This window comes from Paenibacillus cineris (assembly GCF_018333335.1).
GTDB lineage: Bacteria > Bacillota > Bacilli > Paenibacillales > Paenibacillaceae > Paenibacillus_AQ > Paenibacillus_AQ favisporus.
Map to the genome: position 1 here is coordinate 1,551,680 of NZ_BORU01000001.1, position 22,891 is coordinate 1,574,570.

27 protein-coding genes are annotated in these 22,891 nt (G+C 53.8%); all 27 read left to right on the top strand.

Features of this window, described 5'->3' with window-relative positions; genetic code table 11:
* Nucleotides 1-14 precede the first annotated feature (14 nt).
* The 27 genes from KI379_RS07535 to KI379_RS07665 all read left to right on the top strand — a co-directional run bounded on the left by KI379_RS07535 (nt 15) and on the right by KI379_RS07665 (nt 22,786).
* Complete coding sequence (locus tag KI379_RS07535; RefSeq protein ID WP_212983212.1) at nt 15-641, top strand: flagellar hook capping FlgD N-terminal domain-containing protein; 627 nt, start codon at nt 15-17, stop codon at nt 639-641.
* Complete coding sequence (locus KI379_RS07540) at nt 638-1,027, top strand: TIGR02530 family flagellar biosynthesis protein (RefSeq protein ID WP_116231250.1); 390 nt, start codon at nt 638-640, stop codon at nt 1,025-1,027. The genes KI379_RS07535 and KI379_RS07540 overlap by 4 nt, the downstream gene beginning before the upstream one ends.
* 83 nt (nt 1,028-1,110) lie before the next feature.
* Nucleotides 1,111-1,926: a flagellar basal body rod protein FlgG gene (flgG, locus tag KI379_RS07545; protein ID WP_212983213.1), complete on the top strand. Its 816-nt coding sequence runs from the start codon at nt 1,111-1,113 to the stop codon at nt 1,924-1,926.
* Between the two features lie 56 nt (nt 1,927-1,982).
* Nucleotides 1,983-2,207, top strand: coding sequence for a flagellar FlbD family protein (locus KI379_RS07550; RefSeq protein ID WP_076168142.1), 225 nt, complete (start codon nt 1,983-1,985; stop codon nt 2,205-2,207).
* On the top strand, nt 2,204-2,671 hold the full coding sequence (locus KI379_RS07555; RefSeq protein ID WP_076168140.1) for a flagellar basal body-associated FliL family protein: 468 nt from the start codon (nt 2,204-2,206) through the stop codon (nt 2,669-2,671). The genes KI379_RS07550 and KI379_RS07555 overlap by 4 nt, the downstream gene beginning before the upstream one ends.
* Nucleotides 2,672-2,705: 34 nt before the next feature.
* On the top strand, nt 2,706-3,704 hold the full coding sequence (gene fliM / locus KI379_RS07560; RefSeq protein WP_076168138.1) for a flagellar motor switch protein FliM: 999 nt from the start codon (nt 2,706-2,708) through the stop codon (nt 3,702-3,704).
* Nucleotides 3,694-4,968, top strand: coding sequence for a flagellar motor switch phosphatase FliY (gene fliY / locus KI379_RS07565; RefSeq protein WP_212983214.1), 1,275 nt, complete (start codon nt 3,694-3,696; stop codon nt 4,966-4,968). Before fliM ends, fliY begins: the two co-directional genes overlap by 11 nt.
* Before the next feature lie 26 nt (nt 4,969-4,994).
* Nucleotides 4,995-5,360 carry a response regulator gene (locus tag KI379_RS07570; RefSeq protein ID WP_076168133.1) on the top strand — a complete coding sequence of 122 codons (366 nt, stop codon included), beginning with the start codon at nt 4,995-4,997 and terminating at the stop codon, nt 5,358-5,360.
* A gap of 8 nt (nt 5,361-5,368) precedes the next feature.
* The gene (locus tag KI379_RS07575) at nt 5,369-5,902 is read left to right on the top strand and encodes a flagellar biosynthetic protein FliO (protein ID WP_076168131.1); all 534 of its coding nucleotides are present in this window, start codon (nt 5,369-5,371) and stop codon (nt 5,900-5,902) included.
* Nucleotides 5,899-6,651, top strand: a complete 753-nt coding sequence (gene fliP / locus KI379_RS07580) for a flagellar type III secretion system pore protein FliP (RefSeq protein ID WP_076168128.1) — start codon at nt 5,899-5,901, stop codon at nt 6,649-6,651. Before KI379_RS07575 ends, fliP begins: the two co-directional genes overlap by 4 nt.
* A gap of 32 nt (nt 6,652-6,683) precedes the next feature.
* A complete protein-coding gene (gene fliQ / locus KI379_RS07585) occupies nt 6,684-6,953 on the top strand; it encodes a flagellar biosynthesis protein FliQ (RefSeq protein WP_076168126.1) in 270 nt (89 codons plus the stop codon).
* 12 nt (nt 6,954-6,965) lie between these two features.
* Nucleotides 6,966-7,754 carry a flagellar biosynthetic protein FliR gene (gene fliR, locus KI379_RS07590; RefSeq protein WP_089546550.1) on the top strand — a complete coding sequence of 263 codons (789 nt, stop codon included), beginning with the start codon at nt 6,966-6,968 and terminating at the stop codon, nt 7,752-7,754.
* A gap of 22 nt (nt 7,755-7,776) precedes the next feature.
* Nucleotides 7,777-8,865: a flagellar biosynthesis protein FlhB gene (gene flhB, locus KI379_RS07595; RefSeq protein WP_240913006.1), complete on the top strand. Its 1,089-nt coding sequence runs from the start codon at nt 7,777-7,779 to the stop codon at nt 8,863-8,865.
* Between the two features lie 21 nt (nt 8,866-8,886).
* Nucleotides 8,887-10,920: a flagellar biosynthesis protein FlhA gene (gene flhA / locus KI379_RS07600; RefSeq protein ID WP_076168118.1), complete on the top strand. Its 2,034-nt coding sequence runs from the start codon at nt 8,887-8,889 to the stop codon at nt 10,918-10,920.
* Nucleotides 10,917-12,350, top strand: a complete 1,434-nt coding sequence (gene flhF, locus KI379_RS07605; protein WP_212983215.1) for a flagellar biosynthesis protein FlhF — start codon at nt 10,917-10,919, stop codon at nt 12,348-12,350. The genes flhA and flhF overlap by 4 nt, the downstream gene beginning before the upstream one ends.
* Nucleotides 12,347-13,261 carry a MinD/ParA family protein gene (locus tag KI379_RS07610; protein ID WP_089546553.1) on the top strand — a complete coding sequence of 305 codons (915 nt, stop codon included), beginning with the start codon at nt 12,347-12,349 and terminating at the stop codon, nt 13,259-13,261. The genes flhF and KI379_RS07610 overlap by 4 nt, the downstream gene beginning before the upstream one ends.
* Nucleotides 13,262-13,296: 35 nt before the next feature.
* Nucleotides 13,297-14,694 (top strand): protein-glutamate methylesterase/protein-glutamine glutaminase, encoded by a 1,398-nt coding sequence (locus tag KI379_RS07615; RefSeq protein ID WP_212983216.1) that lies wholly within the window; start codon nt 13,297-13,299, stop codon nt 14,692-14,694.
* Between the two features lie 13 nt (nt 14,695-14,707).
* Complete coding sequence (locus tag KI379_RS07620; protein ID WP_212983217.1) at nt 14,708-16,792, top strand: chemotaxis protein CheA; 2,085 nt, start codon at nt 14,708-14,710, stop codon at nt 16,790-16,792.
* Between the two features lie 79 nt (nt 16,793-16,871).
* Nucleotides 16,872-17,333: a chemotaxis protein CheW gene (locus tag KI379_RS07625; RefSeq protein WP_076168106.1), complete on the top strand. Its 462-nt coding sequence runs from the start codon at nt 16,872-16,874 to the stop codon at nt 17,331-17,333.
* A 36-nt stretch (nt 17,334-17,369) separates the two neighbouring features.
* Nucleotides 17,370-17,963 (top strand): chemotaxis protein CheC, encoded by a 594-nt coding sequence (locus tag KI379_RS07630; protein WP_285855177.1) that lies wholly within the window; start codon nt 17,370-17,372, stop codon nt 17,961-17,963.
* Entirely contained in the window at nt 17,956-18,453 is a 498-nt protein-coding gene (locus KI379_RS07635) for a chemotaxis protein CheD (RefSeq protein ID WP_076168100.1), read from the top strand. Before KI379_RS07630 ends, KI379_RS07635 begins: the two co-directional genes overlap by 8 nt.
* Before the next feature lie 2 nt (nt 18,454-18,455).
* Nucleotides 18,456-18,854 carry a hypothetical protein gene (locus tag KI379_RS07640; RefSeq protein ID WP_076168097.1) on the top strand — a complete coding sequence of 133 codons (399 nt, stop codon included), beginning with the start codon at nt 18,456-18,458 and terminating at the stop codon, nt 18,852-18,854.
* Nucleotides 18,855-18,866: 12 nt separating this feature from the next.
* Nucleotides 18,867-19,655, top strand: coding sequence for a FliA/WhiG family RNA polymerase sigma factor (locus tag KI379_RS07645; RefSeq protein ID WP_212983218.1), 789 nt, complete (start codon nt 18,867-18,869; stop codon nt 19,653-19,655).
* A 30-nt stretch (nt 19,656-19,685) separates the two neighbouring features.
* Nucleotides 19,686-21,095: a DUF342 domain-containing protein gene (locus KI379_RS07650; protein ID WP_212983219.1), complete on the top strand. Its 1,410-nt coding sequence runs from the start codon at nt 19,686-19,688 to the stop codon at nt 21,093-21,095.
* A gap of 108 nt (nt 21,096-21,203) precedes the next feature.
* On the top strand, nt 21,204-21,515 hold the full coding sequence (locus KI379_RS07655) for a hypothetical protein (protein ID WP_076168090.1): 312 nt from the start codon (nt 21,204-21,206) through the stop codon (nt 21,513-21,515).
* A gap of 45 nt (nt 21,516-21,560) precedes the next feature.
* The gene (locus KI379_RS07660; RefSeq protein ID WP_212983220.1) at nt 21,561-22,154 is read left to right on the top strand and encodes a hypothetical protein; all 594 of its coding nucleotides are present in this window, start codon (nt 21,561-21,563) and stop codon (nt 22,152-22,154) included.
* The gene (locus tag KI379_RS07665) at nt 22,151-22,786 is read left to right on the top strand and encodes an endolytic transglycosylase MltG (RefSeq protein ID WP_212983221.1); all 636 of its coding nucleotides are present in this window, start codon (nt 22,151-22,153) and stop codon (nt 22,784-22,786) included. Before KI379_RS07660 ends, KI379_RS07665 begins: the two co-directional genes overlap by 4 nt.
* Nucleotides 22,787-22,891: the final 105 nt, after the last annotated feature.

Here is a 22,891-nt window from a genome sequence, read left to right on the forward strand (position 1 = left end):
GGAGGTGAACAACCATGTCAGATATCGTATCGACAAGCAACATTTGGCCTAACTACTCGGCTTCCAACGTGCAGAAGGCCAGCACGAAGACGCAGACGCTCGGCAAGGACCAGTTTCTGAGCATTCTGGTGACCCAGCTTAAAAACCAGGATCCGATGCAGCCGATGGAAGACAAGGAATTTATCGCCCAGATGGCCCAATTCACCTCGGTCGAGCAGCTGATGAACATTTCCAGCCAGCTGAACGCCATGAGTCAGTCCCTTGGCAACGTATCGGGACTGATCGGCAAACAGATCAGCTGGGTCGATAGCGGAAGCAGCTCCGATCAATCAGGCGAAAGTACGTCTGAGATCAAAACGGGCATCGTGGATTCGATTATCGTCAAGGACGGCGTTCAGTACGCTTCCGTCGGGTCGGTAGCGATTCCGATTACGAAGATCGTCGAAATCATGAATGCCAAGCAGGAAGAGGGTACTCCTCCGGCTGATACCGAAACGCCATCAACTGACGGTGCGTCGAATGCGGGCGGCACGGCAGAAGGTTCTGCGGGCAGCGCCTCTGAAACCGGAGAGACAGGCGCCGAGGCAGCAAGCGCAGCGGCAGGAGAGGGCACGACAGGCGGGAACGGGGAATCGGCATGAACGAACGGATGACGATCGGACAGCTCTATCCCGGAAGGATATATCCGGCCGCACCCGTCAAGACTTCGAAACCGGCCGCAACGCCGGACGCCTCGTCCCAGACGTCATTTGATGAACTGCTGCAGGGAAGCCTGCTCAAGTTCAGCAATCATGCGGCCAAGCGGCTGGAGCAAAGAGGGATCGAGATCAAAGGGGAACAGCTGGACAAGCTGAACCAAGCCGTTGAAAAGGCTGCCGCCAAAGGCAGCAAGGAATCGTTGATCCTGATGAAGGATATGGCGCTCATCGTCAACGTTCCTAATCGGACGGTCGTCACGGCGATGGACGGCAAATCGATGAAAGACAACGTGTTTACCCAAATCGACAGCGCGGTTGTGCTGTCGTAAGCTGGCTGGCCCGAACCGGAAAGCCAGGGAACTGCTGACCGACTGACGCAGTTCATTTCACAAACCTAGGAGGAAACAGACCCATGTTGAGATCGATGTATTCAGGCGTTTCAGGGATGCGCGGATTCCAAACCAAACTCGACGTAATCGGCAACAATATCGCCAACGTTAACACGACCGGCTTCAAGGCAGGCCGGGTCATGTTTAAGGATGTTATGAGCCAGACCGTATCTGGCGTGACCGCGCCGGTTGAGGGTGAAAACGGCGGTGTCAATGCCAAGCAAATTGGGCTTGGCGTGTCGATCGGATCGATTGATACGTTGCACACCGGGGGAAGCGCGCAGACGACGAACAACCCGACGGACCTGCGAATTGACGGCGACGGCTTTTTTCTTGTAAGCATGACCGAAGATCAGGATCCACCGTTTCTTACCAGAGCAGGTGATTTTCACGTCGATGCACTGAAGAATCTGGTTACGTCGGACGGGATGTTTGTCTGCGATTCAGGCGGAGCTCCGATTAACCTTGGGGATGCCGTTTCGTTCTCCATTTCTCAGGACGGCACTATCATTCAAAAGCTGGCAGATGGCGGAACCGATACGACCCTTAAGATTGGCGTAGGCAAAGTCACGAATCCGGAAGGACTCGAGAAAATCGGCGGAAACTTGTACCGTATTACGCCAAACGCTATCGCAGACGGAGACTTTGAAGCAGGAGAAGCAAATGATGCAGCCACCGGAACCGGTGCGATCGTTGCAGGTCAGCTGGAAATGTCCAACGTCGACCTGACCGGCGAATTCACCGAAATGATCGTCGCCCAGCGCGGTTTCCAGGCGAACTCGCGGATCATTACGACCTCCGACGAGGTGCTGCAGGAAGTCGTCAATCTGAAGCGTTAGTAAAGTGAAGTGACGGGGGAGGCCTGTCCTCCTCCGATTTCCATAGGAGGCCTGCTATGATTTTAGTTACCCGGTTAAACGGCTCACCATTATGGCTGAATGCCCTGCTTATCGAAACAGTGGAAGAAACGCCGGACACGTATATTACCCTGGTTACGGGCAAACGAATGATTGTTTTGGAAAAAGCGGCGGAAGTCATTTCCCTGGTGAAGCAATACAATCAGGAAATCGGCGTTCACAACGCAACTATTAAAGTGCAACAAACGGAGGAATCCCCATGAAAAAGATGCTGCCCTGGCTAATAACGATACTGCTGGCGATTACACTGATCGTGCTTGCCGCATTTTTGCTGATGGATAAATATTTCGGGAGCAGTTCAAACGAAACGAAATCGGCCGCCCAAACGATCGAGGCTCCAAAATTATCGGCAGACGAGCTTGTGGAAATCACTTCGGAGATTACGGATATCAAGACCAATCTCGCGGATCAGGATTATATCGTATTGATGAATTTTGCGTTCCAATTGAACGACAAAAAATCGAAGGAAGAATTCGATAAGATCAAAGAATTCGAGATCAAGCCCATCATTATTAAGACGCTCGCCGATACGAGACCCGAGGAACTGAAGGGCTCCAAAGGAAAAGACCAATTAAGCGCAAAATTGATCAATCTGATCAATAAAACCTTGACACGAGGGAAACTGACGCAAATCTCCATCACGAACTTTGTTTTGACGCCGCTGTAACATAACGACCGGAAACCGTAAGGGGGTGAGATGATTGGTTGATGTATTATCGCAAAATGAGATTGACGCCCTGCTCGCCGCACTGTCGTCCGGTGAAATGGATGCGGAGGAACTTAAAAAAGAAGAGACCCAGAAAAAAATCCGTTCCTATGATTTCAAACGGGCCGTCCGCTTTTCCAAGGATCATATCCGAAGTCTGACACGGATTCATGAAAATTTCGCGCGTTATCTGACGACCTATTTTTCCGCACAGCTGCGGACGTTTGTTCAAATTAACGTGGTTCAGGTTGAGCAGCTTCCTTATGACGAATTTATCCGCTCGATTCCGAAGATGACGATTCTCAATATTTTTGAGGCGGAACCTTTGAAAGGAAGAATGGTGCTGGAAGTACACCCCAACGTGGCTTATGCCATGCTGGACCGGCTGCTGGGCGGAGTCGGAAACGCTCCTTCCAAAATCAACTCGCTCACCGAAATCGAAACGACGATCATGGAGCGGATTTTCAGCCGGGCGTTCGAGAGCTTGGCGGAAGCGTGGAAAACGGTGCTGGATATTTCTCCGCGGATGGAAGCGATGGAGACGAATCCGCAGTTTATGCAGATCGTCTCACCGAACGAAACCATCGCCCTGATTTCGCTCAGCACTAAAATCGGCGATACGACGGGCATGATTAACCTCTGTATTCCGCATGTAGTGCTGGAGCCGATCATGTCGAAGCTCTCGGCCCATCAGTGGTTTGTATCGGAGAAGAAGTCCAGCGTGCCGGAGGAAGCCGAGTCGCTCAAAAACCGGATCAGCCAAGCCAAGCTGAGCATGATCGCCGAGCTTGGGGAGTCTTATATCTCCGTATCCGAGTTTTTGGGATTGAATGTAGGGGACGTCATCAGCCTGGCCAAGCCGGTACATTCGGGACTGAAAATCAAGGTTGGTGACCGGTTGAAGTTTATAGGAAGCCCGGGTACCGTCAAAGACCGCGTGGCCGTGCAAATCGACGAAATTGTCAGCGAAGGAGCTGAGGAACTTGACGAGTAAAGATTATTTATCCCAGGAAGAGATCGACGCCCTGCTGAAACAGACCGAAGCGGCCGACTTCTCCCGAAATGCGGGTTCGACGGTAGACGATTATTTAACGCCTCTGGAGCAAGATGCACTGGGAGAGATCGGCAACATTACGTTTGGCAGTGCAGCCACTGCACTTTCGACGCTGCTGGGCAAGAAGGTGGACATTACGACGCCGAAGGTGTCCATCATTACCCGCAGCCAGTTTGAGGAAGAGTTCCCCAAGCCCCATGTGGCTGTTCATGTCACGTATGTGGACGGTTTTGAAGGGATCAACTCTTTGGTTATTAAAACGCGTGACGCGCAGGTCATCGCCGACCTGATGCTGGGCGGAGAAGGTGATCCGCAGGATGCGGAGCTGAACGAAATCCATATCAGCGCGGTTCAGGAAGCGATGAACCAAATGATGGGCTCTTCGGCCACTTCGATGTCGACGATATTTAACCGGTTCGTCAATATTTCGCCGCCAGGCATCGACATTCTGGACATGGCCAACGGCGACGGGGTCAACAGCCTGCCTTCCGAGCAGACGCTGATCAAGATCTCTTTCCGGCTCAAAATCGGAGAATTGATCGATTCCACGATCATGCAGCTGCTTCCGGTCCAGTTCGCCAAGGATATGGTCAGCATGCTGATCCATGGTTCGGACGAGGCGGAGCAGTCGATGCAGCAGGCGGCTCCAGCGGTTGAAGCGCCTGAGCGGCCGGCATCTCAGCCTGAGGCCTCTTACCCGCCTCCGTCAGCCAGTCAGCCGGCTCCGCAGCAGCAGGATTACGGAATGCCGTCCGGCGCGCCGGGCTACGGTGCTCCAGCTGCCGGGATGCCCGCTTCCATGCCGGGGCAAGCGTACGATCCGAACATGCAGAATCCTTATGCGGCCATGCCGCAGCATTACGGGTCTATGCCTAACCGCAACGTCAACGTGCAGCCTGTGCAATTTGCGAATTTACAAGGTGGCTCGTTCGGCCAGGTCGATCAAAATAATTTAAACTTATTGATGGACATTCCTCTTAAAGTCACCGTAGAATTAGGAAGGACCCAGAAGCAAATTAAGGATATCCTGGAAATGTCTCAAGGTTCAATCATCGAACTGGACAAGCTGGCGGGCGAACCGGTTGACATCCTGATCAACAACAAGCTGATCGCCAAAGGCGAGGTTGTCGTTATCGATGAAAATTTCGGGGTGCGTGTCACGGATATTCTCAGCCAGTGGGACCGAATACAAAAATTACAATAGCAAAATTTAGGGAGGATTTTTAATCAATGGCAAATCGAATTCTTATCGTGGATGACGCTGCATTTATGAGAATGATGATCCGTGATATTTTGACTAAAAACGGTTTTGAGGTAGTCGGAGAGGCCCAGGACGGATCCCAGGCGATCGAGAAGTTTAAAGAGCTTCGTCCGGACCTGATTACGATGGATATTACGATGCCGGAAATGGACGGGATCGCCGCGCTGAAAGAAATCAAAAAGATCGACCCGGCCGCGAAGGTCATCATGTGCTCCGCCATGGGGCAGCAGGCGATGGTCATCGACGCCATCCAAGCAGGCGCCAAGGATTTTATCGTCAAACCGTTCCAGACCGACCGCGTTATTGAAGCCATCAATAAGACGCTGGGAGTTTAGGACTTTAGATGAGTAATCCAGATACGCCGCTTCCCGGCTCCGGTAATTACGCTCTCAGCCTGGTTTATGTCATCATCGTCCTGGCGGTGATTATTGCACTCATTATTCTTCTGATCCGTTTTCTCGGCCGGAAAAATAAAACTTGGTTCAGCAGCCGTTCGATCCGGACGCTGGGGGCTGTCGGGCTGGGGCCGAACAAATCGCTCCAGGTCATTGAAATCGGCAGCAGCGTATATTTGGTCGGCGTAGGCGAAGATATTCGCCTCGTCGATAAAATTACCGACCCTGACGAGGTCGCCGTCATCCTGGCATCGTTTGAACAGGATCCGGCATACTCGCAGAACGGGTTATCGCCATTGGTGGCCAAGCTTGCTGCAAAGCTGCGCAAAACGGGTCCGGTATCCGAGGAGATCAGCCTGGAGGAAACGCCGGAATTTCATGAAGTATTTGACGAGAAGCTGCGCCGGATGTCAAACCGTAAAGAGAAGATGGAAGAGCTCCTGCGGGAAGACAATACTACAGATCGGTTGAGGGAGCCATGAAAAAGAAGGTTTTGTTCGTTTGTATCATCGTTACATTGATCAGCCTGCTCTCGGTGACGGCCGCCTTTGCGGATCCGATACCGAATATCGATATCCAGGTAGGGGACTCCGGAGGGAAGCCAAGCACCAGCTCGCTCTCGATTCTGCTTCTCATCACGGTCATCAGCATCGCGCCGGCGCTGCTTGTGCTGATGACCAGTTTTACGCGGATCGTGGTCGTGCTCGGTTTTGTCAGAACGTCGCTTGGAACTCAGCAGATGCCCCCTAACCAGGTCATCGTAGGGCTGGCTCTTTTTTTGACGCTGTTTGTCATGACGCCAACCTTTTCCTCCATCAATGATGTGGCCCTGCAGCCGTATTTAAAAGGAGAACTGACACAGACGCAGGCTTTGGACAAAGCGGCGGAACCGATGAAAAAGTTCATGTTCTCCAACACAAGGGAGAAGGACCTGCTGCTGTTTATGAAGTATACCAAGATCGAAAAGCCGAATACCTACAAGGACATTCCGCTCACGGTCATGGTGCCGGCGTTCGCGATCAGCGAGCTCAAAACGGCCTTTCAGATGGGATTCATGATCTTTATTCCTTTTCTCATTATAGATATCGTCGTATCCAGTACCTTGATGGCGATGGGCATGATGATGCTCCCGCCGGTCATGATCTCGCTGCCGTTTAAAATTTTGCTGTTTGTGCTGGTGGACGGTTGGTATTTGGTCGTCAAGTCGCTGCTGATGAGCTTTAATACCTGAATGAGTATGAAGAAGGGGCGGGATGTTCAGCCATGAATTCGGAATTTATTATCGGTCTCGCCGGCCAGGCGGTATATACCGTGCTGAAGGTCAGTGCGCCCATGCTGCTGCTGGGACTCATCGTCGGTCTGGTGATCAGCATTTTCCAGGCGACAACCCAAATTCAGGAGCAGACGCTGGCATTTGTGCCAAAGATCGTGGCCGTACTGCTGGCGATTCTTTTCTTTGGGCCATGGATTCTGACGACGCTGGTGGACTTCACTTTTAACATTTTGGACAACTTGTACAAATATATCGGATAGGCGGACTTATTCATGAACATGCTGCTGGAAAGTCTGCCGGTTTTTATGCTTATTTTTTGTCGAATTACAGCCTTTTTTGTTGTCGTTCCGGTGCTTTCTTCTAAAGGAGTCCCGAATATTTTCAAAATAGGCATCGCTTTTTTCGTATCTGCGCTTGTGTACCTAACATATGGCGTGCATCAGAGCGTTCCGGCAGATGTGACGTACGTCCTCCTGATCATCAGGGAAGTGCTGATCGGGCTGCTGCTCGGATTCGTTGCCTATGTGCTGTTTATGGTGATCCAGACGGCCGGCTCCTTCATCGACATCCAGATCGGCTTCGGGATCGCGAACGTGCTGGATCCAATGACGGGCACCTCAGCGCCAATGCTGGGCAACTTCAAATACATGTTCGCCTTGCTGCTGTTTCTGACGATGAACGGGCACCACTATTTGCTGGACGGCATCATCCGGAGCTATGACTGGGTTCCGCTTTCCAACGAGTTGTTTATGAGAATGGCGGACGGCAGCTTGTCGGAATTTTTGATCAAGACGTTCGGCCAGTCGTTTGTCCTTGCCTTTCAAATGTCGGCTCCGCTCGTCACAGCGCTGTTCCTGACTGACATCGGGCTGGGATTTCTGGCACGCACCGCACCGCAGTTCAACGTATTTGCCGTCGGGATGCCGCTGAAAATTATTGTCGGACTGATGATTCTGTTTTTGCTGGTACCGAGCTTTTCCTATATTTTCGGCGACTTGTTCGGAATCATGTTTGAGTCGATGCAGACGCTTCTGGGGATTATCGGTCACAAGCCTGCGTAATGTGAGGATGGAGGGAAGGAACGTGTCCTACAGGTATCCCCTGGATCTGCAGCTGTTTGGCGGAGAAAAAACCGAAAAAGCGACCCCGAAAAAGCGGCAGGATACCCGGAAAAAGGGCCAGGTCGCCAAAAGCCAGGATTTAACCGGCGCGGTCGTTCTGCTGGCTTCCTTTTTCAGCCTTCTCATGTTCGGCTCATCGTTCAAGGAGCGGCTTGTCGGACTGTTCAAGGACATTTTTCTGAACCGCCTGACCATGGATTTGTCGATTAACAACGTCATGAGCCTCGCCGTGGAATACGGCATCGACATTTTGCTGCTGCTGGCGCCGGTGTTTCTTACCGTCGTCGTCATGGCGCTCGCCGCCAATTTGATGCAGGTCGGTTTCATGCTGACGGGGGAATCGCTGAAGCCCAAATTCAGCAAGCTGGACCCGATCAAGGGGTTTAAAAATATATTCTCGGTCCGTTCTCTGGTCGAGTTCGCGAAATCGATCTTAAAGCTGGTGATCATCGGCTTTCTCGTTTATCAAACGCTTAGAGGAGCTATCGCGGATATCGGCAAGCTGTCCGAGGTTAATATCGAGAAGACGTTTCATTTTGTGGCCAGTTTGACGATGACGCTCGGCCTAAAAATAGGGGCCGCCCTGTTTGTGATGGCCGCACTGGATTTTTTGTATCAAAAGTATGAGTTCGAGAAAAGCATTCGGATGTCGAAACAGGACATTAAAGATGAATATAAAAAAATGGAGGGGGATCCGCTGATCAAGGGGAAGATCAGGGAGCGGCAGCGCCGGATGGCGATGCAGCGGATGATGCAGGAAGTGCCGAAGGCCGACGTCGTCATCACGAACCCGACCCACTTCGCGGTGGCCCTGAAGTACGAGGGCTCGAACATGGAAGCCCCGCAAATCGTAGCCAAAGGGCAGGATTTTGTGGCTCTGCGGATCAAGGAGATCGCCAAGGAAAACGGCGTGATTACGATGGAAAACAAGCCGCTGGCCCGTGCGCTGTTTCAAAGGGCGGAGATCGGGGACTCGATTCCCGCCGATTTGTTTCAAGCCGTGGCTGAAGTACTGGCTTATGTATATAAATTAAAAGGCAAAGTGAGATAAGGGATCGGAGGTAAGGAAGCTTTGAAATTAAAAGAGATAACGATACTGACCGGCGTCATCGGCATTGTAATGATGATGATTCTTCCGATCCCGTCCTGGCTGCTCGACGTGCTGCTGGTCATCAATATTTCGCTCGCGCTCATTATTTTGCTCGTCGCGATGAATACGCAGGAAGCGCTGCAGTTTTCCATTTTCCCTTCGCTTCTGCTCATTACGACGCTGTTCCGGCTGGCGCTGAACATTTCGACGACCAAGCTTATCCTGTCCGAGGGCTTTGCCGGAGACGTCGTCAAAACGTTCGGCAGCTGGATCGCCAGAGGGGAAATCGCCGTCGGGTTTATCGTCTTTCTGATTCTGGTCGTCGTGCAGTTCATCGTCATCACGAAGGGATCGGAACGCGTGGCGGAAGTCGCCGCCCGGTTCACACTCGATGCGATGCCCGGCAAGCAGATGAGCATTGACGCCGACCTGAACGCCGGCATGATCAATGAGCAGCAGGCCAGGGAGCGGCGCCGCAAAGTGGAACGCGAAGCGGACTTTTACGGCGCGATGGACGGTGCGAGCAAGTTCGTTAAAGGGGACGCGATTGCGAGCATCATCATCTTGCTGATCAACCTGGTCGGCGGTTTTATTATCGGGATCGCCATGCGGGGCTTGTCCTTCCAGGATGCGATGTCCACCTACTCGGTATTAACTATCGGGGATGGTCTGGTCAGTCAAATTCCCGCACTCTTAATTTCAACGGCTTCCGGTTTGATCGTGACGCGTTCTTCTTCGGAAGGCAATTTGGCGAACGATCTGACCAAACAGCTGCTGTCGTACCCGAAGCTGCTGTACATTGTGGCGGCGACGATTGCCCTCCTCGGGCTGTTTACTCCGATTCATCTCATCACGACGCTTCCGCTGGCCGGGCTGCTCGCCTTTGCCGCTTACCGGATGCAGCGGAACATGGACAAAAAGCAGATCGAGGTGGAACAGCTGGAAGAGGAACAGCAGATCGAAGAGGTGCGCAGTCCGGAAAGTGTCATCAACCTGCTGCAGGTAGACCCGATCGAATTCGAATTCGGTTACGGATTGATTCCTTTGGCGGATACACAGCAGGGCGGAGATTTGCTTGACCGGATCATTATGATCCGCAGGCAGTGCGCCTTGGAGCTGGGACTTGTGGTACCGGTGATCCGGATCCGCGACAATATTCAACTAAAACCGAACGAATATGTCATCAAAATTAAAGGGAATACCGTCGGAAGCGGTGAATTACTATTAAATCACTACCTGGCCATGAGTCCCGGTTACGATGACGAATCGATCACGGGAATTGAAACTTTGGAACCAGCTTTCGGACTCCCGGCCTTGTGGATTGACGAAGCGACGAAGGATCGCGCGGAGCTTTCGGGCTATACGGTAGTGGATCCGCCGTCCGTCGTGGCGACCCATTTGACCGAGCTGATCAAAAAGCATGCCCACGAGCTGCTTGGACGGCAGGAGACGAAAACGCTGGTCGACAATTTGCGCGAAAATTATCCGGTTCTCGTCGACGAGCTCATCCCGTCGGTGCTGTCGATCGGAGATGTTCAGAAAGTATTGGCCAAGCTGCTTCGTGAGAAAATTTCGATTCGGGATTTGGTGTCGATCTTTGAAACGCTGGCCGATTACGGCCAATATACGAAAGACCCCGATGTGCTGACCGAGTATGTGCGGCAGGCATTATCCCGGCAAATTACGCAGCAGTTCTCAAGGGAAGGCGAGACGCTCAAGGTCATTACAGTAGGGCCAACGCTGGAGAAAAAGATTGCCGACAGCGTCCAGCAGACGGATCAGGGGAGCTATCTGGCGATGGATCCGGTATCTACCCAGACGGTGTACCAGAAGCTTAGCGAGCAGATCAACCGCCTGCTTCAATCGGGGCAGCAGCCCATTTTGCTTGCCTCGCCGACCATCCGGATGTATTTGCGCCAGGTGATTGAGCGGACCATGCAGGATATTCCGGTTCTTTCTTACAGCGAGCTTGAACCCAATGTAGAAATTCAAAGTGTCGGAGTGGTGAACTTATGAGAGTAAAGCGATATGTGGTCGATACGATGCCTGAAGCTATGCTCCAAATCCGCAATGACCTGGGCAGCGATGCCGTCATTCTGAGCACGAAGGAGACCAAGCTGGGCGGCTTCCTGGGCATGTTTAAGAAGAAAAAAATCGAGGTCATCGCCGCGGTGGAAGCAGACGAGCAGGCGAATACAGCAACGAAACAGCGGCAGGCCCCGGCTCCTCAAAAGGCGGCCGTCCCACAGAAGGCCGTGCCGCAGGCATACAAGAAGACCGCCGAGCTGACCCTTGCCGCAACCGGCGCCAAGGATTCTGCTGATCAAGCCCAGCCGGAGACCACTCCTGCTCGTCCGGAGCCTCGGGGGGCGGAGATGACATCCGTTCAATCCGGCCAGGCCGTGACCCAGGCGGCAGGCTATGGGGAATCAGCAGCTGCGAACGAGACGCCGCCTTCCAACGTAACGTTCCCTCTTTCGGAACGGGGGCAGAACACCGGAGCGCTCAGCCGCTCTGAACAGCCTCGGCCGGCAGAGGATAGAGAGCCGGAGGCAAGAAACAGCGTGGAGGCCAAGCTGCTGGAAGAGCTGCAGGAAATGAAGGCGTGGATGGCCAAAATCTCCCGTCAGTCGATGATGAAGCAGCAGCTGCCGGCTGTGCTGGAGAAGCTGCAGGAGCGGTTGATCCAGCAGGAGGTCGATTTCGACCTCATCGAGAAATGGATAACCTCCTCCTTCGATCTTTGGGAAGAGAGCGGCCGGACGCTTGGGGATGCAGAATTGTTTGCACATGTACGCAGCCAGGTGCTGGCGTTCCTTTCGGAGCGGTTTGGCGGAGGCATTGCCAACCGGACACGGATCGTCTATGTCGCAGGTCCTACGGGGGTCGGCAAAACGACGACCATCGCCAAGCTGGCTGCGGAACAGCTGCTGCGTTTTCACCGGAAAGTTGGCCTGATCACATCCGACACCTACCGGATATCGGCGGTTGACCAGCTTCGGACGTACGCCTCCATTCTGAATGTCCCGCTGGAGGTGGTGCAGTCGCCCGGTGATATGCAGCGGGCGTTTCAGCGCCTTCAGGACTGCGACATCATCCTGATGGACACGGCCGGCCGCAATTATCGTAACGAGCTGCTCGTTTCGGAGCTGCAAAGCCTGTTTTCCGCCATAACGGACCACAGCGAAACCTTTCTGGTGCTCAGCCTGACATCCAAGAGCCAGGATATGAAGAAGATTACAGAACACTTCAGCAAGTATGGGCTGGACAAGGTGATCTTCACCAAGCTGGATGAGACCGGAAGCTGCGGCTCCGTCTTTAACCTGATCCGGGAATACCCGCTGTACCTGTCCTACATGACCAACGGCCAGAACGTGCCTGAAGACCTTCTGCTTCCGGACAGCAAGAAGCTGTGCGGTATGCTGCTTGGAGAAGAGGCGCCATGATGGACCAGGCACAAGCATTAAGGGATTTGATCCGGCAGCGGGGATCCGGCGGGAGAGGAGCCGAAGCCGGAATGGAACCCAGGCTGACCGGAAAGGGGAAAACCGCCAAGCTGATCACCGTTACGAGCGGAAAGGGAGGCGTAGGCAAATCGAACTTTACGCTCAACTTTGCCCTTGCCCTGCAGGCGATGGGACGGAAAGTGCTGGTGTTTGACGCCGATATCGGTATGGCCAATATCGATGTCCTGATGGGCATCTCGCCAAAATTCAACCTGTACCATTTACTCCAGCGTGAGAAGTCGGCGAGCGAAATCATCGAGAAGGGACCGCATTCGTTGTCTTTTATCGCCGGCGGTTCCGGGTTATCCGAGCTGCTCTCACTCTCCGAACAGGATCTTGCTTATTTTACGGAGCAGATTGAAGGACTGGCAGACGAGATGGACTATATCATCTTCGATACCGGCGCCGGGCTGTCCAAGGAGAACCTGAATTTTATCCGTTCGGCGGATGAATGCCTGGTTGTGACCACCCCGGAGCCGACCTCAATCACCGACGCCTACGCTTTAATCAAGGTGGTCAGCGGCGCGGAACCGGGCGTTACCTTCAAGCTGATCATTAATCGGGCGGGCGATGAGAAGGAAGCGGCTCAAACCGCCGACAAAATCGCCATGGCGGCCCGGCGTTTTCTGGGCGTGGAAACGACCATGCTGGGTTATATCGCAGATGACAGTCATGTTGTACAAGCCGTGAAGAAGCAGGTTCCCTTTTCCCTTGCATACCCGAACTGCAATGCAGCGAAGGATCTGCAGCGGATCGCATACCGTTACTTGCTCGTACCGGCTCCCCCGGAACCAAGTGCCTTGACAGGAATCAAAGGGTTTATGCATAAATGGCTTCGTCGTACAAAATGATTTTCTGTACTAAGGAACAGAGGTGAACAAGCGGCATGACGCCATACAAAGTCATAGTAGTGGACGACTCGGCTTTCATGCGGAAGATCGTATCCGATCTCATTGAAAAGGATCCCGCATTTCGGGTCGTTGATACGGCCGTTAACGGAAAGGAAGCCGTAGACAAAATTTTAAGCCAGCAGCCGGACCTCGTCACGATGGACGTGGAGATGCCGGTGATGAACGGACTCGAAGCGCTTACGGTCATTATGCAGGCGCATCCGCTGCCGGTAATCATGCTGTCCGGCATCAATGAGGCCGGCATGAGGGAGACGATCAAGGCGCTTGAGGCCGGAGCGTTTGATTTTATCCGCAAGCCGTCCGTAGCGCATGCGCAGCAGATCGATGACGTTCGGGATGCCCTGCTTGAGCAGATGAAGGCAGCTATGGCGGCCAAGGAACGGAGAGCGCTTTGGAAAGCGGAGGAAGAGAAGCGGAAGAACAAGCCCGCCGCGGCTGCACCGGTTTCAACGCCAGTCCTGCCAAAGCTTGGGCGGAAGCGGCCGCTCCCGGACCTGGCAAAAGAAATCGGCGTTCTTCGTAACGGGGCAGCCGCGCAGGAGAGCGCTCCCGATAAGGAGGTTGTCCTGCAGCAGCCTGACAAGCCCAAGGCAACGAAGCTTTCCAAGCCTGGAGCAGGAAAGAAACATCAGGATTCTACGAGTAGCAGGACAACACGCGAACTGACGCACCAGGTGCTGGAATCCGCTCCTTCGGCACAAGAAGCGAAAACAACCAAGCCGGCGGGAACGGATGCCGCCAAGCCCAGCCGGACAGCGGAGGGCAGGGCAGCAACCTCGTATACGCAGCTTGTTGCGGTCGGCTGCTCTACCGGCGGACCGCGGGCGCTGAAGACGCTCCTTGAGGGCATTCCGGCCGATTTTCCGGCACCCGTTGTCATCGTGCAGCATATGCCGCCCAATTTTACGAAATCCCTCGCCCAACGGCTGAATACGTTCAGCCCGCTGACCGTGGTTGAAGCCGAGCAGGGAATGACATTGGAGCCAGGGTTCGCTTATATTGCCCCGGGCGGCTATCATACGAAGATCGTACCGGATCAGAGCCGGGGCCTAATGATCTCGCTGACGGAGGAGAGTCCGGTGGGCGGCCACCGTCCGTCGGTGGATGTCATGTTCGAATCCCTGCTTGAGCTTCCGTCCCTGAAACGCCACGTGGTGCTGATGACCGGGATGGGAAGTGACGGGGCAAAGATGATGAAGCGGCTGTACGATGCCGGGGTTACCAGCACGTTTGCGGAGAGCGAGGAGACCTGCATCGTTTACGGCATGCCGCGTTCCGCAGTGGAACTTGGCTGCGTGAGTCATGTGTTACCGCTTCACAATATTGCCGCAGGGCTCGTCCAGGCTGTAGGCAACGGAAAGCAAACTTATTAGGAGGTGTCTCATAATGGACATGAATCAGTATTTATCCATGTTTATCGATGAGTCCAATGATCATCTGCAATCCTTGAATGAAAACATGCTGCTGCTCGAACAGACACCGAATGATCTCTCCATCGTCCAGATTATTTTTCGCTCGGCTCATACGCTGAAAGGGATGGCGGCTACGATGGGCTTTGAGGACCTGGCGTCGCTGACCCACCAAATGGAGAACGTGCTCGACCTGGTACGGAACGAAAAGCTGGTAATGCAGGACTTTATCTTCGACACGCTGTTTAAAGGGCTCGATGCACTTGAGGCTATGGTGGAGGATATCACCCAGGGCGGCGAAGGGAAAGCCGACGTATCAGCAATCGTTGCCGACCTTCAGGCGATCGTTCGCGGAGAAGCCCCTTCCACCGGCAGCGCGAAGTCCGCAGGCTCCGCTCCGGCCAAGCAAGAAACCAATACCGCCATCCAGCTTGATGAATTTCAATACTCCGTTTTACAGCAGTCCATAGGGGAAGGGCACCGCGTGCTGTATATTGACGTCGCCATTCGGGACGATTGCCAGCTGAAGGCGGTCCGCGCCTATATGGTGTTTGATCTGCTGGAGAAGTCCGGCGAAGTCATTAAGTCCCATCCAACCGTGCAGGATATTGAGCAGGAAAAATTCGAAAAAAGCTTCTCACTCTACTACATAACACAAAAAGATCCTGCCGAACTCAAACAGCAAATTTTGAACGTTTCGGAGATTGACCAAGCCTCAGTAGTAGAACTCGATCACGAATCCCTGCAGCAAATGGCCGAGATGGGGGCGGCATCCGCTCAATCCGCGGCGGCTGTGGCCGAAGAAACGAAACCAGACACTGCCGCTCCGGCAGCCGCTGCGCCAACGGCTGAGAGCAAGGATAACAAGCCTGCGGCAGCCGCCAAGCCGGCCGCCAAAACCGGCGGTGCCCCGGCCCGCACGATCCGGGTTGATATCGAACGGCTCGATGTGCTCATGAACCTGTTCAGCGAGCTGCTGATCGACCGGGTACGTCTGGAACAGCTGGCTTCGGAGGTGCAGAACCATGCTTTGACCGAGACCGTAGAACACATGAGCCGCGTCAGCTCCGATTTGCAAAATATCGTCCTGAAGCTGCGAATGGTCCCGGTCGATACGGTGTTCAGCCGGTTTCCGCGGATGGTCCGCGACCTGGCCAAATCGCTGGATAAAAAGCTGGAGCTGGTCATTACCGGCGCAGAAACAGAGCTTGACCGGACCGTTATCGATGAGATCGGGGATCCGCTCGTTCACCTTTTGCGCAATGCGGTCGACCACGGCATCGAGTCGCCCCAGGACCGGGTTGCCGCCGGCAAACCGGAGACGGGTACCGTACACCTTCGGGCTTTCCACAGCGGGAATCACGTCTTTATCGAAATAGAAGAAGACGGGCGCGGCATCTATCGCGACAACGTCCTGAAATCCGCGCTGAAGAAAGGCATCGTTACCGAGGAGGAAGCGAAGGGCATGTCGGACGAGCAGGTGCACCAGCTGCTGTTCGCACCGGGCTTCAGCACCGCCGAAAAAATCTCCGACGTATCGGGCCGGGGAGTCGGACTGGATGTCGTGAAGGCAAAGATCACTTCGCTCGGCGGGCAGGTGACCATTTATTCGACACCGGGGAAAGGAACCAATTTCTCGGTGCAGCTGCCGCTCACCTTGTCGATCATCGCCGCGATGCTCGTGAAGATGGGATCCGAGAAATATGCCATCCCGCTCAGCTCGATCGTGGAAACCGGCATCGTCAAGAAGGAGCAAATCCGCCAGGTGCATGGCAACAAAATGGTGGATTTCCGCGGATCGATGATCCCGCTCATTTCGCTCAGCCGCATTTTTGAGGTTCCTGACTTTAATGAAGAGGACGAAAGCGAAACCGAGATCATCGTCATCCATAAGGGAGACCGTTTGGCGGCTTTGACCGTCGACGAATTTATCGGACAAAACGAAATCGTCCTGAAAAACCTTGGCAAATATCTGCCGCAAATCAAAGGAATTTCAGGGGCAACGATTCTGGGCGACGGCCAGGTGGCCTTGATTCTGGATCCGAACGTCTTTATTAAATAGGAAGGTTTGCGATAAAGGAAGGCGTGCGGCGACGATACAGAATTGCAATACGCCGCATTTAAATAAGGAGGTTTAGGGCATGGGAGAAGATATCAAAGTCATTGTATTTAAGCTGGGCAGTGAAGAGTACGGAATCGAAGTCGACAAAGTCCAAACGATTGAGCGCATGCTTCCCATTACACGCGTTCCGAAGACATACACGTTCGTTAGGGGCGTCATCAACCTGCGGGGCGTCGTCATTCCGGTGATCGACCTGCGGGGACGCTTCGGCCTTCCGGAAACCGAATATACGGACCAAACGCGGATCATTATCGTGGTGGTAGGCGAAATGGAAGTCGGCTTTATCGTCGATTCGGCCAATGACGTCATCGATCTGAACAGAGACCGGATCGAGACTCCGCCGGAAGTCGTCGGAGGCATTAAAGCCAGATACCTGGACGGCGTGGCAAAAATCGGCGATGACCGTCTGCTCATCATGCTGAACTTGTCCGAAGTGCTGAAGAAGAGCGAAATCATTCAGCTGGAAAGCTTAGAGGAGTAGTTTGTGGAGGTCTTTAAGCATTTTAAGGAATTCAAAATGGATGTCCTGAAGGAAGTCGGCAATATCGGGGCGGGCAATGCGGCAACGGCGCTGTCCCGCCTGCTCGATAAGCCGGTCGATATGGCGGTTCCCAAAGTGCAGCTGCTTCCCTTTGAAGAGATTGCCGACAGGGTCGGCGGGGCCGAGCGGATCGTCATTGCTATTTTTCTGAGGGTGGAAGGCGACGCTCCAGGCAATTTGTTCTTTATTCTAAGCCCGGAAGCAGCCAAAAGCCTGCTGAAGAGGCTGGCCGGCATGCAGGTCGACCAGGACGGGATGTTCGATGAGATGGAGCAATCGGCACTCTGCGAGATCGGCAATATTTTGGCCGGCTCGTACCTGTCCTCGCTCGCCGACTTTACGAAGCTGGATTTGTCCCCGACGGTCCCTGGCCTGGCGATGGACATGGCCGGCGCCGTTCTGAGCTACGGGCTGCTCCAGTTTGGCCAAATGGGTGATGATGCGCTGCTGATCGATACGACTTTTCTCGAGGGCGATCATGAGGTGGAAGGGAAGTTCTTTCTGATCCCCGATCCGGACTCGTTCGCGAAAATTTTTCAAGCCCTGGGAGTGCCTCTAGAGAATGATTGAAGAGCAAAGCATCGTTAAAGTAGGCATGGCCGACATGAACGTCGTGCGCGATCCCGGGGTCATCCGCACGCTGGGCCTCGGATCATGCGTCGGAATTACCCTTCACGACCCTCTGCTCAAAATTGCGGGTATGGCTCATATTATGCTGCCGTCCTCAGACATTGCCCGTGAAGGGCAGCTGAATATCGCCAAATATGCGGATACCGCAGTGCCTGCTTTGTTGGAGCGGCTGGTGGCCATGGGGGCCTCGCCTTCCAGAATTGTCGCCAAGATGGCCGGAGGATCGCAAATGTTCCTGATGGCCGGTACCGGGGATACGATGAGAATCGGTCCCAGGAATGTGGAATCATGCAAAATGATGCTGTCAAATCTTCATATCCCGTTAATCGCCGAAGACACGGGCGGAAGTCACGGACGAACCATTGAACTGGATTCAGGCAGCGGAATCCTGTCCGTGCGCAGTGTACAAATGGGTATAAAGGAATTGTAGCCATGAAAGGAAATTTGTTGTTTAACCTTGTGTTTGGTGCTGTCGGATTCGTGCTGACGCTGCTGATCTCGATGGGAAACAACCTGTTTATGACCAGCTTGATCAGAGGGCTGATATCCTTTGTCATCTGGTTTCTGCTCGCCTTTTTGCTCCGCTGGGTATGGGGTGTGGTCAGCGTTCCCGAAGCGGAGCAGGAGGCAGCAGCCGAACAGGAGCGGGGTGCCCGGTTCGATGTGACGACCCCGGATGAGAGCGATGAGTTAAATGATCTGTTGACGCCGAAGCCTGCCTCCGTTCAAGAGGATGGGGGAGGCTTTACACCACTCAATCCGCCGAAGCTGGTTTCGGCGAAAGATCCGGAAGAACTGGCGAAAGCCGTTCGACACCTGTCAGAAAAATAGGGGGTGGGGGAAATGAGCGAGCGCAAAGCTTCTCACCTGAATCATGCCGAGCTCTGGGAGCAATGGAAAGAACACGGAAATATTGAAGCGAAAAAGTCCCTGATCGAGAAACACCTCCACATTGTGGATTATGTTTCCAGCCGCCTTGCTATCGGCCTTCCAAGGAATGTTTCCAAGGATGATCTGGCCAGCAACGGCGTCATGGGGCTGATCGATGCTATTGACAAATTTGACTATAAACGCGGACTGCAGTTTGAGACCTACGCTTCTTTCCGGGTAAGGGGAGCTATTCTCGATTCTCTGCGGCAGGGGGACTGGGTGCCCCGTTCCGTCCGGGAGAAGGCCAAGCGGATCGAGGACGCCTATCAGCAGCTTGAACAGAGGCACCTGCGGACGGTGACGGACTCGGAGATGAGCGAATATTTAAACGTGTCCGAGAAAGATTTTCACCAAATGCTCCAGGAAGTTGCCGTGATGTCGCTCTGCTCGCTGGAAGATCCGATTCGCGAGGAGGAATCCGAGACACGTCTTTCCGTGATGGTCGACGACAAGGCCAGAAATCCGGATTACAAAGTCAACGAGTTTTATTTGCGGGAGTCTCTCATTAAAGGAATTGAGAAGCTTACCGAGAAAGAAAGAACTGTCGTATCCCTGCTGTATTATGAGGACTTATCTTTAAGCGAAATCGCCGAAGTCATGTCTCTTTCACCTTCAAGAATATCCCAGCTTCATTCCAAGGCCATTTTGCGGCTGCGCGCAACGCTGGAGAAGCACCGGGATTTACTGATGCAAAACGATTAACCGTTGCACGAGTAGAAAGGAGGAAAACGATTGACAGCTCCAATTGCGCTTGAAACTTATTTGGATATTACCTTTTCGGAGGATAAAAGCGTCGCCTATCTGCAGTTCTCCAAGCGTTCCGAGGATTTTGAGGTGACGGAGGAAGAGCTTCAGCTCTTTTTGAGGAGCCATCAAGTCCAGTTCGGCATGGACCAGGCGGTCTTGAGCCGGATTTGCAGCCATCCTCAGGAGTACATGTTTGGACGGACCGCGATTGCCTTCGGTGAGCAGCCGGTCAGCGGCAAGGACGGCCGGATTGAGTTTGCCTTCAACCTCAGAGATGACAAGGAGCACAGGCCGCTCGAGACCGAAGACGGCAGAGTGGACTATAAAGAACTGATCAGTCTCAACAATGTCATGAAGGGCCAGCTGATCGCCAAACGGATTCCGCCCGAGCCTGGCAAACCGGGACTCAGCGTTACCGGGGAAATGATTCCGTTCAAGCCCGGCAAAGAAGCCTATTTTAAGGTAGGAAAAAATGTGGTGGTCGACCCGGAAAACACAGCCATGTATGCCGCCATCGACGGCCTGATCGCCACGACGGATAAAGGAAAAATCAACGTTTTTCCCGTCTATGAGGTGAATGGGGACGTGGATTACAGTGTGGGCAACATCGACTTTGTCGGTACCGTGGTCATCCGCGGGAACGTTCTGACCGGATTCCGTGTGAAAGCGGCAGGGGATATCCGGGTAGTCGGCGGTGTAGAGGGCGCGGAGCTGGAAGCGGAAGGGGCCATTGAAATTACGAGCGGGATCATCGGTTACAACAAAGGTTATGTGAAAGCGGGCCAACATGTAAAAAGCTCTTTCATCCAGGACGGCAACGTCATCGCCGGGGAAGATGTCATCGTCTCGCAGAGCATCATGCACTCCAACATCCGGGCAGGAAGAAACGTACTGTGCAACGCTACCAAAGGGCTGATCGTCGGCGGCGTCATTCAGGCGGGAGAGCGGGTCATTGCCAGAACCATCGGCAACAGCATGTCCACCATGACGACGATTGAGGTGGGGGTTCTGCCCGAGCTTAGAAACGAGCTGGCCGACCTGCGGGGCAAGATCAGGCAGCTGGTGGAGGCGCAGGACAAGACGGACAAGGCATTGTATTTGTTGAATCAGCTGGCTGCTTCAGGACAGCTGCCGCCCGACAAGATGGCGCTTAGGCTTAAACTGAACGCCACCAAGAAATCGAATGACCGGGAGCAGATGGAAGCGAAAGAACGTATACTGGAAATCGAGAAAACATTGGAAGATTCGGTGAGGGCCCGCGTCGACGTCGTGAAAGTGGTCTACGGAGGCTCTAAAATAGTTATCGGCAGATACACCAGATTTATTAAGGACCCGGCGGAACGGGTTTCATTTTATTACCATGATGGCGATATTACGATGGCTCCGTACATTTAATATAAAGTGCGAGTTCAAAAAGGTGTCAAAAGCGGTCTTTTTGAACAATCTCTAAAAAGAAGCAAAGTACTCTGGATACGATTCCTATCGATAAGAGGGGGAAGACGAATGAGTATGAAGGCGGTTGAAATGCAAATTGCGATCCCACGGACCAGCGAGGTCGGGAAGGTGCAAAATGAGCTCCAGCACCGGCCTGCACAGGATCAGCAGTTTTTGGCTGAACAGCAGCTTAAGAAAACGGCGGAAATGAGCAAGCGCAGCGAATCGGTGGACGAAGCGGCGGATGCCGCTGTACGGGATGAGGGCGGACGGAACAGGCAACGGCGAAATCAAACCGCAAGCACATCGGCAGAGGAGCATGAGGACCTGCAAAATGCGCAGCACCCCTTCAAGGGACATCATCTGGATGTGTCCCTATGATCCGATGCCCCGTCATGAATATCACAGTCAAAGGAGAGCCGTTACTTGGAACCTTGGTTAATCGTCGTTATATTGGGCGCTGCCGCGTTGGTATATGCCTTGATGCTTCCTAAACGGAAGGAGGAGCAGAGCCAGCAGGGCAGCGTGGTCAAGCAGGTCGAGGCTACACTGGAGCAGTATATGGCCGAAATTGAAAATGAAAACGTCGAGCTCGTCGAGCTGGTTTCCCAAATGAAGCAGGATATGGCGGCCAAGCAGCTGTCCCAGCAGGAACAGCTGTCGGAGATGCGTCAGCGGCTCGTTTCGCTTGAACAGCAGGTTGCGCAGCAGGATGCCAGACTTTCGCAAATGGAGAGCCTGCCTGCCGGACAGGCCACGGTTAGCCGTGAAACGGCCGCGGCCGTGGAGCCGGAAGCTTTCCTGGAGTCAGCAGCTGCGGCTGGTGCAGATTCAGAGGGTCAGGACGGAACGGAATCGACGCTGCCTGAGCAGCAGCCAACGATCAGGGACAGGTACCCGGAGCTGTTCGAGTTGTACGACACGGGTAAATCCATTGATGCGATCGGAAAAATGACCGGCATGCACCGCGGCGAAATCCAGTTGATTCTTCAGCTTGCGAAACAGGAGGAGACGCTGTGATCAGAAATCGGACATTCATGATGGGACTTGGCCTCGGCCTCCTGCTTGGAGCCCTCCTGCTGCAGCTGATGATCCTTGGGCAGGGTGCCGGACGCCCGGCCGGAGAGGTCCCGTCAGCTGCCGGCCTGACGAAGGAAGAGCTTGAGCAGCAGGCGGAGACGATGGACCTGAAGGTCGTCGGCAAGGAGGACAAGCTGATGACCGAGGAGGAATGGAAGCAGCAGATGGTTGAGCAGAGCTCGGTTCCCAAAGGTGACGCAGCGAAGGCGCCGAAGGCCGCGGACGCGGGTAAACAGCCGGCTCAGCCGGATAAGCCGCAGCAGCCTGCCGCTTCGAAGCAGCCGCAGTCGGTCACTCCGGGATCCGGTGAGGCTTCAGCAGCCAAGCAGCCGCAAACGCCTTCTGTGCCGGCGGCCAAAGCGGTTGAAGTGAAAATCGCCAGCGGGAACAACTTGGAAGACGTTGCCGGCAAGCTGGAGAAGGCGGGGGTCATCGCCGACGCCGACCAATTCGTGCAAAAAGGCAGATCGCTCAAGATCAGCACGAAAATCCAGACCGGCCAATACACGTTTTCACCCGGCGAGGAATTCAGTTCCATCATCGCTAAAATTACGACAAAACCGTCACGCTAACGACAATCGGCTGGACGGTTTTTTGCATGTAAAAAAAGCCGTCCCTTAGGCGTTGCATCGAGCTTTTAGATATGGTATATTAAATGACGGTGTTAAAACACACGC

Coding starts and splice junctions, on each gene's coding strand:
- KI379_RS07535 (WP_212983212.1), top strand. CDS start 15: ATGTCAGATATCGTATCGACAAGCAACATTTGGCCTAACTACTCGGCT.
- KI379_RS07540 (WP_116231250.1), top strand. CDS start 638: ATGAACGAACGGATGACGATCGGACAGCTCTATCCCGGAAGGATATAT.
- flgG (WP_212983213.1), top strand. CDS start 1,111: ATGTTGAGATCGATGTATTCAGGCGTTTCAGGGATGCGCGGATTCCAA.
- KI379_RS07550 (WP_076168142.1), top strand. CDS start 1,983: ATGATTTTAGTTACCCGGTTAAACGGCTCACCATTATGGCTGAATGCC.
- KI379_RS07555 (WP_076168140.1), top strand. CDS start 2,204: ATGAAAAAGATGCTGCCCTGGCTAATAACGATACTGCTGGCGATTACA.
- KI379_RS07570 (WP_076168133.1), top strand. CDS start 4,995: ATGGCAAATCGAATTCTTATCGTGGATGACGCTGCATTTATGAGAATG.
- KI379_RS07575 (WP_076168131.1), top strand. CDS start 5,369: ATGAGTAATCCAGATACGCCGCTTCCCGGCTCCGGTAATTACGCTCTC.
- fliP (WP_076168128.1), top strand. CDS start 5,899: ATGAAAAAGAAGGTTTTGTTCGTTTGTATCATCGTTACATTGATCAGC.
- fliQ (WP_076168126.1), top strand. CDS start 6,684: ATGAATTCGGAATTTATTATCGGTCTCGCCGGCCAGGCGGTATATACC.
- fliR (WP_089546550.1), top strand. CDS start 6,966: ATGAACATGCTGCTGGAAAGTCTGCCGGTTTTTATGCTTATTTTTTGT.
- flhF (WP_212983215.1), top strand. CDS start 10,917: ATGAGAGTAAAGCGATATGTGGTCGATACGATGCCTGAAGCTATGCTC.
- KI379_RS07610 (WP_089546553.1), top strand. CDS start 12,347: ATGATGGACCAGGCACAAGCATTAAGGGATTTGATCCGGCAGCGGGGA.
- KI379_RS07615 (WP_212983216.1), top strand. CDS start 13,297: ATGACGCCATACAAAGTCATAGTAGTGGACGACTCGGCTTTCATGCGG.
- KI379_RS07620 (WP_212983217.1), top strand. CDS start 14,708: ATGGACATGAATCAGTATTTATCCATGTTTATCGATGAGTCCAATGAT.
- KI379_RS07625 (WP_076168106.1), top strand. CDS start 16,872: ATGGGAGAAGATATCAAAGTCATTGTATTTAAGCTGGGCAGTGAAGAG.
- KI379_RS07630 (WP_285855177.1), top strand. CDS start 17,370: ATGGATGTCCTGAAGGAAGTCGGCAATATCGGGGCGGGCAATGCGGCA.
- KI379_RS07635 (WP_076168100.1), top strand. CDS start 17,956: ATGATTGAAGAGCAAAGCATCGTTAAAGTAGGCATGGCCGACATGAAC.
- KI379_RS07640 (WP_076168097.1), top strand. CDS start 18,456: ATGAAAGGAAATTTGTTGTTTAACCTTGTGTTTGGTGCTGTCGGATTC.
- KI379_RS07645 (WP_212983218.1), top strand. CDS start 18,867: ATGAGCGAGCGCAAAGCTTCTCACCTGAATCATGCCGAGCTCTGGGAG.
- KI379_RS07655 (WP_076168090.1), top strand. CDS start 21,204: ATGAGTATGAAGGCGGTTGAAATGCAAATTGCGATCCCACGGACCAGC.